This is a genomic window from Streptomyces sp. 891-h (assembly GCF_022760275.1).
GTDB lineage: Bacteria > Actinomycetota > Actinomycetes > Streptomycetales > Streptomycetaceae > Streptomyces > Streptomyces spirodelae.
The window spans coordinates 6,564,395-6,582,002 of the sequence record NZ_CP050693.1; the positions used below are offsets into that span (position 1 = coordinate 6,564,395).

The 17,608-nt window shown below is 71.2% G+C and carries 16 protein-coding genes; 12 read left to right on the plus strand and 4 right to left on the minus strand.

Going from position 1 to position 17,608, the window contains the following annotated elements; all coding sequences use genetic code 11:
- Positions 1-8: 8 nt before the first annotated feature.
- The 9 genes from HC362_RS28935 to HC362_RS28975 all read left to right on the plus strand — a co-directional run bounded on the left by HC362_RS28935 (position 9) and on the right by HC362_RS28975 (position 7,852).
- Entirely contained in the window at positions 9-1,277 is a 1,269-nt protein-coding gene (locus HC362_RS28935) for a beta-ketoacyl-[acyl-carrier-protein] synthase family protein (RefSeq protein WP_243087111.1), read from the plus strand.
- Positions 1,274-2,482, plus strand: a complete 1,209-nt coding sequence (locus HC362_RS28940) for a ketosynthase chain-length factor (protein ID WP_243087112.1) — start codon at positions 1,274-1,276, stop codon at positions 2,480-2,482. Before HC362_RS28935 ends, HC362_RS28940 begins: the two co-directional genes overlap by 4 nt.
- Positions 2,483-2,529: 47 nt before the next feature.
- Complete coding sequence (locus HC362_RS28945; RefSeq protein WP_243088870.1) at positions 2,530-2,793, plus strand: acyl carrier protein; 264 nt, start codon at positions 2,530-2,532, stop codon at positions 2,791-2,793.
- Between the two features lie 14 nt (positions 2,794-2,807).
- A complete protein-coding gene (locus HC362_RS28950) occupies positions 2,808-3,992 on the plus strand; it encodes a cytochrome P450 (protein WP_243087113.1) in 1,185 nt (394 codons plus the stop codon).
- A 26-nt stretch (positions 3,993-4,018) separates the two neighbouring features.
- Positions 4,019-4,225, plus strand: a complete 207-nt coding sequence (locus tag HC362_RS28955) for a ferredoxin (protein WP_243087114.1) — start codon at positions 4,019-4,021, stop codon at positions 4,223-4,225.
- Positions 4,226-4,259: 34 nt separating this feature from the next.
- Positions 4,260-5,297, plus strand: coding sequence for an ACP S-malonyltransferase (gene fabD / locus HC362_RS28960; RefSeq protein WP_243087115.1), 1,038 nt, complete (start codon positions 4,260-4,262; stop codon positions 5,295-5,297).
- Entirely contained in the window at positions 5,294-6,274 is a 981-nt protein-coding gene (locus tag HC362_RS28965; protein WP_243087116.1) for an acyltransferase domain-containing protein, read from the plus strand. The genes fabD and HC362_RS28965 overlap by 4 nt, the downstream gene beginning before the upstream one ends.
- A gap of 163 nt (positions 6,275-6,437) precedes the next feature.
- Positions 6,438-7,199: a 4'-phosphopantetheinyl transferase superfamily protein gene (locus tag HC362_RS28970; RefSeq protein ID WP_243087117.1), complete on the plus strand. Its 762-nt coding sequence runs from the start codon at positions 6,438-6,440 to the stop codon at positions 7,197-7,199.
- 110 nt (positions 7,200-7,309) lie between these two features.
- On the plus strand, positions 7,310-7,852 hold the full coding sequence (locus HC362_RS28975) for a MarR family transcriptional regulator (RefSeq protein ID WP_243087118.1): 543 nt from the start codon (positions 7,310-7,312) through the stop codon (positions 7,850-7,852).
- 86 nt (positions 7,853-7,938) lie between these two features.
- On the opposite strand, the gene HC362_RS28980 is transcribed toward HC362_RS28975, so the two are convergent.
- Entirely contained in the window at positions 7,939-8,568 is a 630-nt protein-coding gene (locus HC362_RS28980; protein ID WP_347568502.1) for a response regulator transcription factor, read from the minus strand.
- A 1,248-nt stretch (positions 8,569-9,816) separates the two neighbouring features.
- On the opposite strand from HC362_RS28980, the gene HC362_RS28985 reads away from it, so the two are divergent.
- On the plus strand, positions 9,817-10,239 hold the full coding sequence (locus HC362_RS28985; RefSeq protein WP_243087120.1) for a hypothetical protein: 423 nt from the start codon (positions 9,817-9,819) through the stop codon (positions 10,237-10,239).
- 174 nt (positions 10,240-10,413) lie between these two features.
- Here HC362_RS28985 and HC362_RS28990 read toward each other — a convergent pair whose 3' ends face one another.
- The 3 genes from HC362_RS28990 to HC362_RS29000 all read right to left on the minus strand — a co-directional run bounded on the left by HC362_RS28990 (position 10,414) and on the right by HC362_RS29000 (position 16,260).
- Positions 10,414-12,489: a M4 family metallopeptidase gene (locus tag HC362_RS28990; protein WP_243087121.1), complete on the minus strand. Its 2,076-nt coding sequence runs from the start codon at positions 12,487-12,489 to the stop codon at positions 10,414-10,416.
- Positions 12,490-12,938: 449 nt separating this feature from the next.
- Positions 12,939-14,381, minus strand: coding sequence for an NADP-dependent phosphogluconate dehydrogenase (gene gndA / locus HC362_RS28995; protein ID WP_243087122.1), 1,443 nt, complete (start codon positions 14,379-14,381; stop codon positions 12,939-12,941).
- A gap of 106 nt (positions 14,382-14,487) precedes the next feature.
- Entirely contained in the window at positions 14,488-16,260 is a 1,773-nt protein-coding gene (locus HC362_RS29000) for a bifunctional 3'-5' exonuclease/DNA polymerase (protein WP_243088871.1), read from the minus strand.
- Positions 16,261-16,496: 236 nt separating this feature from the next.
- Between HC362_RS29000 and HC362_RS29005 the strand changes: the two genes are divergently transcribed.
- Together HC362_RS29005 and HC362_RS29010 are read left to right on the plus strand one after the other, a co-directional pair.
- A complete protein-coding gene (locus tag HC362_RS29005) occupies positions 16,497-17,168 on the plus strand; it encodes a TetR/AcrR family transcriptional regulator (protein WP_243087123.1) in 672 nt (223 codons plus the stop codon).
- 74 nt (positions 17,169-17,242) lie between these two features.
- Positions 17,243-17,518, plus strand: coding sequence for a GlsB/YeaQ/YmgE family stress response membrane protein (locus HC362_RS29010; RefSeq protein WP_243087124.1), 276 nt, complete (start codon positions 17,243-17,245; stop codon positions 17,516-17,518).
- Positions 17,519-17,608: the final 90 nt, after the last annotated feature.

The window sequence follows — 17,608 nt, forward strand, 5'->3', positions numbered from 1 at the left end:
GGACAGCCATGAGGCGGCGAGTCGTCATCACGGGACTCGGGGTCCTGGCGCCCGGAGGTATCGGCGCCAAGAACTTCTGGTCCCTGCTCACCGAAGGACGTACCGCGACCCGGACACTCTCCCACTTCGACCCCACGCCCTACCGCTCGCGGATCGCGGCCGAGATCGACTTCGTGCCGCAGGAGCACGGGCTGCGCGCCCAGGAGATCAGGCGGATGGACCGCGCGGCCCAGTTCGCGGTGGTCTGCACCCGCGAGGCCCTGGCCGACAGCGGTCTCGAGCTGTCCGAGACCGACCCGCACCGGGTCGGGGTGACGATCGGCAGCGCGGTCGGCGCGACCACCAGCCTGGAGGACGAGTACCGGGTGGTCAGCGACGACGGCGCCCGCAACCTGGTGGACAACGCCTACGCGGTGCCGCACCTCTACGACTACCTGGTGCCCAGCTCGTTCGCCACGGAGGTGGCCTGGGCCGCCGGCGCCGAGGGCCCAGCCACGGTGGTCTCCACCGGCTGCACCTCGGGGATCGACGCGGTGGGGCACGCCGTCGACCTGATCCGCGAGGGCAGTGCCGACATCATGATCACCGGGGCCACCGAGGCGCCCATCTCCCCGATCACCGTGGCCTGCTTCGACGCCATCAAGGCCACCAGCGTCCACAACGACGACCCGGAGCACGCCTCCAGGCCGTACGACAGCACCCGCAACGGCTTCGTCCTCGGCGAGGGGGCCGCGGGTTTCGTGCTGGAGGAGTACACGAGCGCGCGCAAGCGGGGCGCCACGATTTATGCCGAGATTGTGGGCTATGCCACGCGCAGCAACGCCTACCACATGACCGGGCTTCGCGCCGACGGCGCAGAGATGGCCGAGGCCATCACCACGGCGCTGGACGAGGCCCGGCTGAACCCCTCCGACCTCGACTACGTCAACGCGCACGGCTCGGGCACCAAGCAGAACGACCGGCACGAGACCGCCGCTTTCAAACGCAGCCTCGGCGAGGAGGCGCACCGGCTGCCGGTCAGCTCCATCAAGTCCATGGTCGGCCACTCGCTCGGCGCGATCGGCTCCATCGAGATCGCGGCCTCCGCGCTGGCGGTCAGGACGAACGTGGTGCCGCCGACCGCGAACCTGCACAGCCAGGACCCCGAACTCGACCTGGACTACGTCCCGCTGACAGCACGCGACTGGCACACCGACGCGGTCCTGACGGTCGGCAGCGGTTTCGGCGGCTTCCAGAGCGCGATGGTCCTCACCCACCCCGAAAGGAGCCCGGCGTGACCAGCGTCGTCGTCACCGGAATCGGCGCCATCGCGCCCAACGGCGAAGGCACCTCGGCCTACTGGAAATCCACCCTCGAAGGGGTCAGCGGCATCCGCGCCCTCAGCCGCTTCGACGCCTCCGGCTACCCCGCCACGCTCGCGGGCGAGGTGTCCTTCGACGCGGCGGCGCACCTGTCCAGCAGGCTGCTCCCGCAGACCGACCACATGACCCGGATGTCGCTGGCCGCCGCCTCCTGGGCGCTGGAGGACGCCGCGGTGGACCCGGCCCGGCTGCCGGACTTCAGCACCGGAGTGATCACCGCCGGCACCGCGGGCGGCTTCGAGTTCGGCCAGCGCGAGCTGGAGAACCTGTGGAGCAAGGGGCCCAAGTACGTCAGCGCCTACCAGTCCTACGCGTGGTTCTACGCGGTCAACACCGGCCAGATCTCGATCAAGCACGGGATGCGCGGCCCCAGCGGCGTCGTGGTCAGCGACCACGCCGGAGGTCTGGACGCGCTGGCGCAGGCGCGCAGGCAGATCCGCAAGGGCACCCGGCTGGTCGTCTCGGGCGGCGTCGACGGCTCGCTGTGCCCCTGGGGCTGGGTCGCCCAACTGGCCGGGGACCGGATCAGCACAGGGGACGACCCGGAAAGCGCCTATCTGCCCTTCGACTCCCGGGCCGCCGGGCACGTGCCGGGCGAGGGCGGCGCGCTGCTGGTGCTCGAGGACGGCGAAGCGGCCCGCGAGCGCGGCGCATCGGTGTACGGCGAGATCGCCGGCTACGGCGCCACCATGGACCCCCGCCCCGGCAGCGGGCGTGAGCCCGGGCTGCGCCGGGCGATCACCACCGCGCTGGCCGACGCCGCGGTGACGGCCGAAGAGATCGACGTGGTCTTCGCGGACGCGGCGGCACTGCCGGAGCTGGACCGGCAGGAGGCGGCGGCGCTCAACGCCGTCTTCGGCCCCGGGCGGGTACCGGTCACGGCTCCCAAGACGATGACGGGCCGGCTGGCGGCGGGCTCGGCCTCCCTGGACGTGGCCGCGGCGCTGCTGGCCATCCGGGACCAGGTGATCCCTCCCTCGGTCAACGTCACCCCGGCCCCCGGCCACCAGCTGGACCTGGTCACCGGCTCGGCGCGCGAGGCCGCGGTCGGCACCGCGCTGGTACTGGCCCGCGGGGCAGGCGGCTTCAACTCCGCCGCCGTCGTACGCGCTGCGGCGTGACCGGCCAGGGCCGCACCCTCTCCCACCACCCGAGAACGGCGGAAGAAGTGACTGAAGAATTCGGTATCGACGATCTCAAACGCATCCTCCAGGAGGGCGCGGGCGGCGGCAGCGCCCTCAGCGGGGACATCCTCGACCTGACCTTCGAGGACCTGGGATACGACTCCCTCGCGCTGCTGGAGACCGGCAGCCGTATCGGCCGCGAGTACGGCGTCGAGTTCGACGACACGGTCTTCGTCGACGTCGAGACACCCCGTGACCTCGTCCAGGTCGTCAACGACCACCTGTTCGACCCCTCGACCCGCGGCTGACGGAGGACGACAGCATGCCTGCCACCACCATTCCCAGCACCGACATCGACCCCTACACGGATGACTCGATCCTCTCCCCTTACGAGGACTACCGACGGCTGCGCGACCTCGGCCCCGTGGTGTGGCTGGAGGCACACCAGGTCTTCGCGGTCGCCCGGTACCGGGAGGTCTACGACGCGCTGCACGACCACACCACCTTCTCCTCGGCCTCCGGCGTGGGACTGACCGAGACCCTCAACAAGGCGCAGAAGGGCAGCAGCTTCACCAGCGACCCGCCCTACCACGGCTACGTACGGGGACTGGTGGCCCGCCACCTCAAGCCCAAGGCGCTGGAGCAGTTCCACGACTACATCGAGGGCTGGGCCACCCGCCTCGTCGACGAGCTCATCGAGAAGGGCGAGTTCGACGCCGTCACCGACTTCGCGCAGGCCTTCCCCCTCGCCGTCGTCCCCGACCTGCTCGGCTGGCCCATCGAGGAGGGCAAGGAGCGCCTCCTGGAGTGGGCGACCGCCGGCTTCAACGCCTTCGGGCCGCTCAACGAGCGCACCCAGCGGGGCTTTCCGCTGCTGAAGGAGATGTCCGAGTTCCTGGAGCGGATGTCGGTGCCCGGCAACCTGCGCCCCGGCAGCTGGGGCGCGCAGCTGGTCAGCGACGCCAAGGAAGGAAAGATCGAGGAGTATCTGCTGCCCGGGCTGCTCGGCGACTTCCTGGCACCCTCGATGGACACCTCCGTCAGCGCGCTGTCCAGCATGCTGTGGCTGCTGGGCACCCACCAGGACCAGTGGGAGCAGCTACGCGCCGAACCCGCCCGCATCCCGCAGGCCTTCAACGAGATCCTGCGGATCGAGTCCCCGCTGCGGGGCTTCACCCGGCTGGTCACCCGCGAGCGGGAGCTGGGCGGCGTCCGGCTCGACCCCGAATCGCGGGTGCTGCTCCTCTACGGCTCGGCCAACCGCGACGAGCGGCAGTGGAAGGACCCGGAGACCTTCGACATCGACCGGCCCGGCGTCACCCAGCACATCGGCTTCGGTCACGGCATCCACGGCTGCGTGGGCCAGGCGCTCTCCCGGCTGGAGGGCCACAGCCTGCTCAAGGCGCTGGCGGGCCGGGTGACGTCCATCGAGGTGGGCGAGCCCACCTGGCGGCTGCACAACACCATCCGCGGTATCGCCTCCCTCCCGGTGACGCTGCGGACGTGACCGCGGCACGACGGGAGGCTTTCCGTATGAGGATCAGCGTCGACCGTGGCCGCTGCGAGGGCCACGGGCTGTGCGAGAGCGTCGCCCCGCAACTGCTGCGCGCCGACGAGGGCTACGCCGAAGTGCTCGTGGACGGCACGGACGGGGTGGACGCACAGGTACCGACAGCACAGGAGAGCGCGGCCAGAACCGCGGTCCGCGCGTGCCCCATCGCGGCGCTCAGACTCCGCTGAGCGCCGCTCGTCGTTTTGGGAGGTGGTGCTACCGATGAGCATGACGGCCTTCGTGTTCCCCGGACAGGGGTCACAGCGCGTGGGAATGGCGGACGTACTGCGGCAGGAATGCCCGCAGTTGTACGCCGAGCGTTTCGCGGCCGCCGAGGAGATACTGCGGATACCGCTGGCCGAGCTGTGCCGCGAGGGGCCGGCCGAGACACTGCGCGCGATGCCGGTCACCCAGCCCGCGGTGTTCCTCACCAGCGTCGTCACGTACGAGATGCTGCGCGAGCGCGGTATCGAACCCGATGTCGTGGCAGGCCACAGCCTGGGCGAGTTCGCTGCCATGGTCGCGGCCGGGGTGCTGGAGTGGACCGACGGGCTGCGCCTGGTACGGCTGCGCGGCGAGCTGATGGAGTCGGTCAACCGTACGGTGCCCGGCAGCATGGGCGCCGTGGTCGGGGTCGCGGTGGGAGAGCTCGAACGGCTCTGCGCGCAGGCGCGGACCGAGACCGGCGAGGTCGTGGAGATCGCCAACCACAACGACCACAGACAGTACGTCGTCTCCGGCCACGTGGACGGGGTGGCCCGGCTGCTCGAACTGGCGGCCGGCGCGGGCGCCGAACGGGTGCTGACCCTGGAGGTGGGCGGCTCGGCGCACTGCAGCCTGCTCTCCGGCATCGAGGCGGAGTTCGCCCAGGCGCTGGCAGGCGTCACCCTGCGGGACCCGGACTCGGAGGTGGTCTCGGCCGTCACGGCGGCCCCCGTGCGCAGCGCGCGGGAGGCAGCCGAATGCCTGCGGCGGCAGTTCACCAGCCGCGTCCTGTGGGCGGACACCGTGCTGCGGCTCGCCGACGGTGGCGTCGGCCGGTTCGTCGAGGTCGGGCCGGGCAAGGCCCTGAGCCGCCTGTGCGCGCGGCTGTGTCCCGAGGCCGAGGTGCACCGCACCAACGACGCCGCGCGCCTGGGGCGGCTCTACGCCGCGGCCGGAGTCACCACCCGGGACGGGGCAGCGGCGGACGGGTCGGCACCCGGGTCGGGACACGGGACGGCAGCTGCCGGGCCGGTGCCGGGCCCGGTGCGCGGATGACGGCCGGCCGGCCGGTGCTCCTCCTGCCCGGCCAGGGGTTCCAGCACGCCGGGATGGCCGTCGAACTCTACTGGCGCGAGATGCACTTCAAAGCCGCCGCCGACGAGTTCCTGGAGGCGCTGGGCCCGCAGGGAAAGCTGCTCCACGACGACTGGCTCTCCGGCGTGGACGGCGCGGCAGCCGACCGCGGCACCAGCGCACAGCCGCTGCTGTTCCTGGTCGGCTACGCCATCGGACGGACGCTCGCCGCACGCGGACTGCGGCCCGGCGCGCTGATCGGGCACAGCGTCGGCGAACTGGCCGCCGCCACCCTGGCAGGCGTCATCGACCTGCCGGCCGCGGCGCGCGTCATCGCCGCACGGTGCGCGGCGCTGGCACACGCTCCCGCGGGCGGCATGCTGGCCGTGGCCGGTGCTCCGGACCGGGTGACGGCCTGTCTGCGCGGCTCCCCGGCGGCGGGCTCCGTCGTCGTGGGGGCGCACAACGCACCGTCGCAGACCATCCTCTCCGGGCCGGAGCCCGACCTGTCACGGGCCGAGGAACTGGTGCGGGCACAGGGCCTGATCGTCCGCCGGGTACGGGCCCTGGAGCCCTGGCACTCCCCGGCGATGCGGCCGGCGGCACGGGTGTTCGCCGCCGCCGTCGCCGCCGAGGAGCTGCGTCCGCCGGTGCTGCCCATCGTCTCCACCCGCACCGGGCGCCCGGTCACCGACGAGGAAGCGGTCGATCCCGCCTTCTGGGCCCACCAGATGGCAGCACCGGTCCTCTTCTGGCCGGCGCTGGAGACCCTGCTCGACGACGGCGCCCCGCGGCTGCTCGTCGACGCCGGACCGGCCGCGGCGCTGGCGACGCTCGCGCGCCGGCATCCGGCGGTCGGCAGCGGGGCGAGCGAGGCCGTGGCCCTGCTGGCCCAGCCGGGCCGGGACGCCTGGAGCACCTGGCAGCGGGGGCTGGCGCGGCTCGAGGCCGCCACCTGACCGAACAGACCGAACAGACCGAACTGACCGAGCTGATCGACTGATCGAACTGACCGACCTGACCGACGTGGTTCGAGCCCGATGACCGACGTGGTTCGAGCCCGAGGGGTGCCGGCACACAGCCGGCACCCCTCTTTTTTCGTGCCCGATGGAAGGAGAGCCCTTGTTACTGCGCGAGATACTGCCGGAACACGTCGCTTCCTGGGAGACGGCCGAGGACCGGCCGGACGCCGCACTGTTCCCAGAGGAGGAGCTCCTGGTCCAGGGCGCGGTCGAAACGCGGCGGCGCGAGTTCTCCACGGGACGCTACTGCGCGCGCAAGGCACTGGAGCAGCTCGGCCACTCCGAGCCGCAGCCGGTACTGCGGGGCGCGCGGGGGACCGCACTCTGGCCGCCCGCCGTGCGGGGAAGCATCACCCACTGCAGCGGCTACCGGGCCGCGGCCGTGGCCCGGATGTGCGAGGTGGCGGCCGTGGGCATCGACGCGGAGCCGAACGTACCGCTCTCGCCCGAGGTGCTGCGGATGGTGGCACTGCCGCCGGAGCGGGAGCTGACCTGTCGGCTGCTGGCCGAGGCGTCCGCCGTACGCTGGGACAAGCTGCTCTTCAGCGCCAAGGAGAGCGTCTACAAGGTCTGGTATCCGCTCACGGGGCTGCCGTTGAACTTCACGGACGCCCAGCTGGGCTTCGACCCGGAGTCCGGCACCTTCGCCGCGCGGCTGCTGCCGCACGTTCCGAGGGTGCCAGGCGTTCCACGGGAGCTGACCGGCCGCTGGGCCGTACGCGGCGACCTTATAGTGACAGCGATCACGCTGCCGGCGCCGGGCGCCGCGGGGAGGCCCGGCGCACGCGCCACCGCCTCCTCGAGGCGGCCGGGCGAGCTCCCGGTGGCGAAAGTTCGCACCCCCCTAGTGACTCCACGGTGATGAATCTTTATGATGAAGGAAACGGTGGGGAGGGGCGAGGGGGCCGACGAAGAGGCCGGCCGCTTCGGCAGCGGCGCCTCGAGCTGGACCGACGGGATGTGAAGTGAGCGATGGAAGAGCACGCGGTGGCAAGCATTGACACCCGGCCCGAGCGCCTGGTCGACGACTTGCGGACCTTCGGTGCGAACTACACCGAGTTCACCCGGCGGTTCGCCGCCTGGCTGGGCCTCCACTCCACGGACGCCGCGGCGTTGGCCGAGATCCTCTACGCGGAGGACAAGGGCGTCCCGCTCTCGCCGGCCCGGCTGAGCGAGCGGATCTGTCTGTCCTCCGGGGCCACCACGGCGCTGCTGAACCGGCTGGAGAAGGCTGGCCACGTCGTACGCAAGCGGGAGCACACCGACCGCCGGATCGTCACCCTGCGCAGCAGCCCGGAGGTCAGACCGCAGGCGATGAAGTTCTTCGGCCCCTACGCCGAACGCCTGGAGGCGGAGATCTCCCGGTACACCTCGGCGCAGCTGCGGCAGTTCCAGGAGTTCGTCACCCATCTGAGCGACACCATGGACTCCCTGCTGGCGCACGAATACCACGCGCTGCAGCCCGGCCAGCAGCCCGGCGCTCAGGAGAACGGCGGGGGCACGGCGGCCTCATGAGGGGAGGGCGGGCGGCAGGAGACGAGCGGGTGGCAGGAGGCGGAACCGGGCCGGATTCCCGGCCCGGTCCGCCGAGTCGCCGGAGGCTACAGCCAGCCCGAACACTCGGCGATCCGCACGGCGTCCACCCGGGTGCGCGCGTTGAGCTTCCTGGTCACATTGGTCAGATAGTTGCGGATCGTTCCAGGGGACAGATGCAGCTCCGCCGCGATGTCCAGGACGTCCTCGCCGGTTGCGGCGCGGCGCAGCACATCGAGCTCCCGCGCGGTGAGCGGGGAGGCCGAGGCGCGCCACACCGACTGGGCGAGCTCGGCGTCGATCACCCGCCGGCCGGCCGCGAGTCCCCTGATGGTGTCGGCCAGTTGCTCCGGCGGGGACCCTTTGGACAGCACGGCCCCCACCCCGACGTCCAGGGCCTTGCGTACCGCGCTGGGCCGCCAGTCGGAGGTGAGCAGCAGGGTGCGGGTCGCCGTTCGCCCTTGGTGTATCCGCTCCGCCAGGGCCAGCTCCTCCTCGCCGGTCCGCTGCATGCCGAGGACGAGGACGTCGGGCTCGTGGAACTCCACGGCCGACTGGAGCTCGTGGGCGCGCCCCTCCTCCGCGATCACCTTGATGTCGTCCTCAAGCCGCAGCAACGCGTAAAGGGCTCCGCGGATCATACGCTCGTCTACCGCCAGCAGAACATCGATCACTTTTCCCCCTAGTAAAAAGTGCACGATTTTCGGTGTTTGGCCATGCCGGTACGCACAAGGCGGCGCCCAGGACATGTGGTGGTGAAACGGAGAGAAAGCGGTGAGCTCAGCGGCCCACTGCGCCCGGCCGCAGAGCGGTCGAGAGCGGGATCGGGTCACCCGGCCAACGGAAACCCGGCTGTTGGTCATTCCTCCGGGGTCGAGGACCGTCAGGTCGGCTGCGCGTAATCGCGCAGCGACGGTCTTTGCCGGAGGTGCAGCCCCGTAAAGGTCGTCACGCCCAACTGCTGACTCCTATGCTGTTAATCCGGCCGAGCAGCGGACCAGTTGTCGGCAAACTTATGTGACGACTGCACGACTTGTCCAGTGCATATTCCCGGCAGTGATCTGCGTCGCACCGGAAGAGATCATTCGCTTCCGCTTACTCTCCGCCACGGTGCCGGCGGCCGGGATTTCGCAGCCTTGTTTCATAGGTGTTACCGACAGTGCCGGCCGTCTTGGCCGGGACGTACGTGGTCCGATTCGGCCAGTGCCGTCTGCAATCGGCCATCATCAGGGAAACCCCCGACCTCTCCGGCACCACTTGGGGTATTCCCCGTCCGAAGCGAGCTTGTATTTGGCGTGCTCACGACGATGAGAGGTGTCGAAGACTGGTTGAATTCTGAAATGCTCTCGCGGTCGATCCTGGCGTGAATGCGTCGCCGTTTTGCCATCCGTGAAGGTTTCACATTCAAGCATGACATTCGCATGTTGCTTGATGATGGAGACACTTGCTGATGAAGTTTCCTCTTCATAAGTTGGAGCTCAGAACGGGGGCGCGTGAAGAGGCTGGGCAGCACGGCCCGCGGTTTCCCGTTCGGAATGGACGGGGCGTTGATGGATCGTTCTCTGCGGAACCGACAGCATTTCCCGCAACATTCTTCTGTATGTGCAGGGCAGGGCGTTGCCGCCGCTCTGTGTGAAAGCTGCAGAAACCGGCTCGCTGACGCTCTGCTGAGACTGCCGACTCTCTACCGTGCCTGCGAAATGCTGCTCGGCGGCAATCATTCCCCAGGAGAAAGGGTTTCCGGGTCCGGCGGATTCCAGAGTCTGCCGATAAACGCGAACATTGCCGAGGCGCGTTCCTCCATCAGTTCGCTGCTGGCGTCCTGGGCTGCTCTCATTGCAGACGAAAATGGAGCCACGGCGCCCTGTCGGCATGTCGACCACCTGGCGAAATTCCTCCGCGACCACATCGGGTGGCTCGCCGCGCACCCGGCGGCTCCGGAGGCCGTGGCGGAGATCGAGGACGTCCTGCGCAGGGCGAGCAGGGCCGCCGAGCCCGGGCGCGTCCGCGTCGTTCCCGTCGGCACATGCGTAAGGAGTGGATGTGACGGGAAACTGCGTGCCGTCATCAAACTCGACTCCGCCTCCGGCGCGCGGCACTCGGACATCCGGTGCAGCGCGGACCCGGAACACGCCTGGCTCGCCGACGAATGGGCACGGCTGGCGTCGGAAGCCGCGCACACCCCGCGGCAGCCGCGGCGGTTGTGGTACACCGTGGCGGAGGTCGAGGCCCTCGCGAAGATCAAGAGCGGCTCCGTCTACCGACTCGCAAGCCAGTTCAACTGGCGCCGCCGCAAAGTGGCAGGAAAGGTCTATTACTGCGCCAGGGACGTGGACGCCCATGTGAAGACCGACCGCCCGGCGGCCTGACCCAGGGACACCTGCCCCGGGTACACCTGACCCGGTGACACAGGCCAGGGCGCAAGAGCGCGCGCCGTGCCGGGAGAAGGGCTCCCGGCACGGCGCGCGGCCTTGGTGTGCGCCCGGTGCTCTCCGCCCGGCACACGCCGGGCGGAGGGCGCAGTCAAAGGCGCTGTCGGAGGGTTACGGGAAGGTGAGCTTGAAGCTGTTGATGTAGCCCGTGTCGGCCGGGCCTCTGTCCCGGACTCTCAGCTGCCAGGTGCCGTTGGCGTTCTCCGCCGAGGCGTCGACCGTGTAGGTGGTGTCGATGTTCGGCGTCGGGTCGGCCGCCACACTGTGCAGTCGGTACGCCCTGCCGCTCGGGCCGATCAGATCGACCTGGAGGTCACCGCTGTAGGTGTGGACGATGTTCACGCCCACCTTGAGGTTGGCGGGGGCCCGCCCGGTCAGCCCGCTGGTGGTGATCTCGGAGGTGACCGCAGGGCCGGGGTAGTCCGGGATCGTGACGTCGGTGTCGTTGGTGAACGTCTTGCCGTCACCCGGGTCGCCGTCGCCGGGACGGGCGCCGACGGCCACGCCTGCCCAGGCGTCCGCCACGGCCTTGTACTCGGCGCTGCTGGTGCCGTACAGCTCGCCGGCCACCGCGAGCGTCCCGGTGCGCGCCGAGGCGTAGTTGGTGGTGGAGGTGAACTTGGTGGTCAGCGCCTTGTACCAGATGAGCGCCGCCTTCTCGCGGCCGATCCCGGTGACCGGGAGTCCGTCGGCGGTGGGCGAGTTGTAGCTGACGCCGTTGATGACCTTGGCGCCGCTGCCCTCGCTCAGCAGATAGAACCAGTGGTTGGCGGGGCCGGACGAGTAGTGCACGTCGATGTTGCCGATGCCCGCGTACCAGTTGTCCTTCGAGTTGCCGTCGCGGCTGGGCTTGTCCTGGTAGCGCAGCGGGGTGCCGTTGCCGCGGATGTCTATCTTCTCGCCGATGAGGTAGTCGCCCGGGTCGGCCGAGTTGTTGGAGTGGAACTCCACCGCGGTGGCGAAGATGTCCGAGGTCGCCTCGTTCAGGCCGCCCGACTCACCGCTGTAGATGAGGCCCGCCGTGGCCGAGGTGACGCCGTGCGTCATCTCGTGGCCCGCGACGTCCAGCGAGGTCAGCGGCTTGCTGTTGCCGGAACCGTCGCCGTACGTCATGCAGAAGCAGCTGTCGCTCCAGAAGGCGTTGACGTAGTTGTTGCCGTAGTGGACCCGGGAGTAGGCGCCGCGGCCGTCGCCCCTGATGCCGGAGCGGCCGTAGACGTTCTTGTAGTAGTCCCAGGTCTCCGCGGCGCCGTAGTGCGCGTCGGCACCGGCGGTCGCGGCGTTGGACGGGCTGCCGTTGCCCCAGGTGTCGGAGGTCTGGGTGAACAGCGAACCGGTGCCCGACGTCCCGTGGTTGAGGTTGTAGGTCTTGTGGCCGCCGCGGTCGTTGTCGGTCAGCGTGTAGTTCGAGCCCGACTGGGCGGTGCTGAGGTTGACCTGGCCGCTGTACTGGGTGTTGCCGATGCCGGTCTCGATGGCCTGCCACTGGTAGAGCTTCTTGCCGGAGCGGGCGTCCGTGACGACGTGCAGCTCGTTGGGCGTGCCGTCGTCCTGGAGGCCGCCGACCACGGTCTCGTAGGCGAGGGTCGGCTTGCCCTCGGCCAGCCATACCACCTTGCGGGGCGCACGGTCGGCGTCGGTCTTCTTCGAGCCCGCTGCGTCGGCGGCCTTGACGGCCTGCCGCTCCGCCGTGGCCGGCCGCACCCGGGCCTTGGCCGGTACGTTCTTCAGCTTGTGCTTCGAGGCGCGGAGGACCTCCTCGGTGCGGCCCTTCTTGGTGGTCTCCACCACCAGGTCACCGCCGAGGACGGGCAGACCGTCGTAGGTGCGCTCGTAGCGGGTGTGGAGGGTGCCGTCGCGGTCCTTGATCACGTCGCGGACGACCAGTTTCTCCTTGGCGCCGAGGCCCAGCTTCTTCGCGGTGGCGGCCTTCTTGCTGTCGGCCTTCCGCAGCAGCGAGGCGCGCTGGTCCGGCGAGAGATCGGCGGGCAGAGAGCCCCGGTCGGCCCCCTTGGCCGCCGCCGACCTGGCGTCGGCGTGGCTCTGGTCGTCGGCCGTCGCCGGGCCTGTCTGTACGGCCACCGAGAGCAGGGCCGCGACCGCGCCGAGCGCGATGCCGGCCGACGCCTTGGGGTGCGCACGTCTGTGGGAGGTGGCGGACTTTCTGTGGGAGGTTGATCTTCGCAATGCTGACTCCTTCTGCGGGCCGCAGGGATGTGCGGCCTGGGAGACCGGGCGGCGGATGACCGTCCGGGCAGATCTCGGCAGAACAAGGCGGAGCAAGGCAGAGCAAGGCCGCACTGGTGGGGCCAGTGCAACCGGTGGAACCGATGCGGTGATCGGAGCTGCCCCGAACACCACGTGGGGGAACAGCCGCTCGACGTTCGCGCGGTTGCGCGGCGGCCAGTCGCAGAGTGCCACCCCGACGCGCGCCTGTCAGGAGCGCATCAAGGGTTTGGCCAGAAACAGTCCGTTGTCCGCCAGCACGCGTCCGCTATCCGGAGCGAAGACCGCGCCCCGACGGGGCGCGGGGAACGGCGGGCGCAGCCCGAACAGCGCCACAGTGCGCAAGTGGCGGTCAGTGGCAGCCCCTACCGGAACAGGAGGAGGGGGCGCCAAGTGCCGCCGGATGAGCCCTAGTCCGTGCGGACCTCCGCACGGTCGCCGCCCCACCGGGTGTGGAACGTACCCTCCCGGTCGCGGCGCCGATACGTGTGCGCGCCGAAGTAGTCGCGCTGCGCCTGGGTGAGAGCGGCGGGCAGACGCTCGGCGCGCAGCCCGTCGTAGTAGGCAAGTGCCCCTGAGATACCGGGCGTCGGCACCCCGTGTCGAGCGGAGGCGGCGGCGATCCGGCGCCACGCCCCCTGCGCCTCGCCCAGCTCCCGCGCGAACTCCGGGTCGGCCAGCAGCGTGGGGAGCCCGGGACGCTCGGCGAACGACGCGCGGATACGGTCCAGGAACGCCGCCCGGATAATGCACCCCGCACGCCAGATCGCGGCGACGCGGGACAGGTCGATCCCCCAGCCGAACTCCTCACTGCCGGCCCGGATCATGTCCCAGCCCTGGGCGTAGGAGATGACCTTGGAGGCGTACAGCGACTGCTCCACCTGCTCGGCGAAGCGGTCCGCCTCCGCCTCCGGCAGCGGCTCCACGCCCGGTCCCGGAAGCTCCGCCGCTGCCTGGCGCAGCCCGGTGTGGCCGGACTGCGAGCGGGCGAAGACCGCCTGTGCGATCCCCGGCACCGGCACTCCGAGATCGAGTGCCGTCTGCACCGTCCAGCGCCCGGTGCCCTTCTGCTCCGCGCGGTCCGCCACGACGTCGACGAACGGCAGACCGGTGTCCGCGTCGGTGTGGGTGAGGACCTGAGCGGTGATCTCGATGAGGTAGGAGTCCAGCCGGCCCCGGTTCCAGCCGCGGAAGATCTCCGCGATCTCGGCGGGCGTGCGGCCTGCGACCTTCCGCAGCAGGTCGTACGCCTCCGCGATGAGCTGCATGTCCGCGTACTCGATGCCGTTGTGCACCATCTTCACGAAGTGGCCGGCGCCGTCGGGGCCGATGCGCGCGGTGCACGGCGCGCCGTCCGGGGCGCGGGCCGCGATCCGCTCCAGCAGCGGGCCCAGCACCTCGTACGCCTCCGCCGAGCCGCCCGGCATGATGCTCGGACCCAGCAGCGCGCCCTCCTCGCCGCCGGAGATGCCCGTACCGGCGAAGTGGATGCCGCGCTCGCGCAGCGCCGCCTCCCTGCGGCGGGTGTCGGCGAAGTGCGCGTTGCCCCCGTCGACGACGACGTCACCGGGCTCCAGCAGTCCGGCGAACTCCTCGAGTACCGCGTCCGTCGGTCCGCCCGCCTTCACCATGACCACCACACAGCGGGGCCTGCGCAGGGCCGCCACGAACTCCCGGGCCGAGGTGGTGGGTACGAAGTCGCCCTCGTCGCCGAACTCCTCGACCAGCTCCCGGGTCCGCGCCTCGGTGCGGTTTTGCAGCGCGACGGTGCAGCCGCTGCGGGCGAAGTTGCGCGCCAGGTTGCGCCCCATGACGGCCAGTCCCGTGACGCCGATCTGCGGCGAAGCTGTCATGTCCATCCCTCTGGCTCTCGGGTACCGGGCCTGCACGACTGCCCACCGATCGTCTCCTGACACACCCGGGACCGCTCGCTTCCCGCTGCCCCGCGGCGCGTCCGGGTCACTTGGCGTCGGCGTAGCACTCCACGGCGGCCGTGGTGAAGGTGAACCGCACGGGGGTCGGTCCGAACGCGGCGGCGGCCGCCTGTTCGCCCGCTGCCGTGATCGCCTCCCGTACCTCCTCGGCCTCCTCGGCGGGGCAGTGCACGATGACCTCGTCGTGCTGGAAGAACACCAGTTCGGCGGCGAGGTGCGCGAGCCGCTGCCGCAGCGCGGCCAGCATCAGCACTGCCCAGTCGGCCGCGCTGCCCTGCACCACGAAGTTCCGGGTGAACCGGCCCCGCGCGCGGGCTGCGGGCCCGCCGTCCGAGGGCCACTCCGTCTCGTCGTGCCCGCCCAGCCCCTCACCCGCCTCGGGGCCCGTGTCCTCCACGTCCCGGCCGCCACCGTCGCCCCGGCTCACGGGCGGACAGGTGCGGCCCAGATGGGTGCGGACCAGCCGGCCCTCCTCTCCCGCGCGCGCCGCCTCGTCGACGTACGACACGGCGGCGGGGAACCGTCTTCGCAGCGCTGCCAGGTTCCGCAGCCCCTCACCGCTGGTCTGGCCGTAGATCGCGCCCAGCAGGGCCAGTTTGGCCTGGTCGCGGTCGCCGGAGAACGCCCGCTCGGAGAGGGCCGTGTACAGGTCCCGTTCGTCGCTGGCCACGGCCATCAGGCCCGGGTCCCGGGAGACGGCGGCCAGCACCCGCGGCTCCATCTGGTCGGCGTCCGCCACCACCAGCCGCCAGCCCGGATCGGCGACCACCGCCCGGCGCACCACCTTGGGGATCTGCAGCGCACCGCCCCCGTTGGTCGTCCAACGGCCGGAGGCCGCGCCGCCGGGTACGTACTCGGCGCGGAAGCGCCCGTCCCGCACCCAGGAGCGCAGCCAGCTCCAGCCGTGCGCGGTGTAGAGCCGGTAGAGCTTCTTGTAGCGCAGCAGCGGCTCGACCGCTGGGTGGTCCACCTTGCGCAGCTCCCAGGCCCGGGTGGAACCCAGCCTGATCCCCGCGCGGGCGAACGCCTGCAGTACGTCCCCGGGCAGATCCGGCCGCACCCGTACGTCCGGTCCGAAGGCCCGCGACACCTCCTCCTCCAGCTCCACCAGCCGTCTCGGCAGCCCACTGCCCGCATAGCGCTCGCCCAGCAGTTCGTCCAGCAGTTCCCGGTGGATCTCCGCGCTCCAGGGCACCCCGGCGGCCGTCATCTCCCCGGCCACCAGGGTTCCGGCGGACTCCCCGGCCAGCAGCAGCCGCATCCGGTCCGGATACTCGGCCCGCGCGGTGCGGTCCAGCTGTGCCGCGTACACCTCCAGCAGGGCCTCCAGTGGGTCGACCCCGTCGGGCAGCGGGACCGGGCCCGTCTCGAACAGCGAGGGCTGGGGGTCCGTCTCGCGCGGGGACGGCTGCCGGTCCGGTGGCACCGGTCGGCCGTGCAGCCGTGCCCAGGCGGCGGGCAGCGAGCGCGGCTCGCCCGCCCGGCCCTCGTGGCCCAGCAGCAGGGCCTCCGCCGTCTCCACCTCGTAGCACCGCTCGACCCGGACCCCGGCGGCCGCCAGCGCGTGCTGCACTTCGGGCGTGGCGCGCCACACCCAGCGCACCGTCCCGGGCCGGGCCCGTACGGCAGCCGCCGCCGACTCCTCCGTGCGCACCGGCCCGGCGGGGCGGCCCCGGGCGTCGAGCGGGCACACCCGCACCCGGCCACCGACCGCCGGGACCAGCGCCCACCGGCCCGCGGCAGGTGCCTCACCGCTTCCGGCGGCAGGCGCCTCGGCGCTTCCCGCGGCAGGCGCCATCCGCGTCGCCGGCCGAGCCCCCGTCTCCTCCATACCCGGAGTCTCCCAGCCACCTCTGACAACGGCCCCGAGCCGCCGCCGGGACATGTGCCGGCCACCGGGAATGCGCCAGGTGATCGAATCCGGGGCCGGACGCGGGTGAGGCGGTGTCATACTTCCTGCCACCGCCCCACTTGGAGACCAGGCCGAGACCAGGCCGAGACCAGGGCCGAGAAGGGCCGAGACCAGGGACCGATGTGAACAGAACCCAACAGCGTGGCTCACGCACTCCTGCCGCATCCCGGGGGACGGAGGGAGGCACCGAGCGGTCGCAGGAGCGGCGCGCCGAGCTGCTGGCGACCGGGCGCCGGCTGTTCGCCGACACCTCCTACGACGCCCTGTCCATGGACGACATCGCCCGCAGCGCCGGGGTGGCGAAGGGGCTGATCTACTACTACTTCACCAACAAGCGCGGCTACTACCTGGCGATCATCGAGCAGGCCGTCACCGAACTGATCGTCCGGGCGACGAGCGGCGGAGAGCTGCCCCGCACCGAGCGTATCCACCGCACCATCGACGGCTATCTGGCCTACGCGCAGCACAACCAGGCGGCCTACCGCGCCATCGTCACCGGGGGAGTGGGCCACGACGAGCAGGTCCTCGCCATCCGCGACCGGGCGCGCGAACAGCTGCTGGGCACCATCGCCGAGCGCGCCTGGGGCCACCCCGACGTCCCGCCGCTCGCCCGGAAGGCCCTGGTGGGCTGGCTGTCCTCGGTGGAGGGCGTCACCCTCGACTGGCTCGCCCACCCGCAGCAGCTCTCCCGCGAACAGCTCTGCGCGCTGCTCACCCGCACCTTGGACAGCACGCTGGAGGTCGTCGGAGAGTTCGACCCCGCCCTGCCGCCGCCCACGCGGACGGATCCCTGAGCGGCACCGGCATATCTCCGCCCTTTCGGGACACTCGTGAGTACAAGAGTGTCCATCCGGCTGAGAGGGAAACCATGGACATATCGGGTCTCATCAGCGCGCTCATCGTCGGCGTCATCATCGGCGCGCTCGGCCGGCTGGTGCTGCCGGGCAGGCAGCGGGTCGGCCTGGTGTGGACGGTCGTGGTGGGCATCATCGCCGCACTGGTCGGCACCGGTATAGCGGGCGCCGTCGGTGTGGCCGACACCAAGGGATTCGACTGGATCGAGCTGATCATCCAGGTCGCCCTGGCGGCGGTCGGGGTCGCCGCGCTGGACGGCGCCCGCGCGGGCGGACGGGTGCACCGCTAGCGGGCCGGGCTGCGGCGCACGGTGCCGCAGCGGCACGGGTGAGGCCCCGCGGCCGACTGCCGCGGGGCCTCGGTGTGCCGCCGAGCGCTC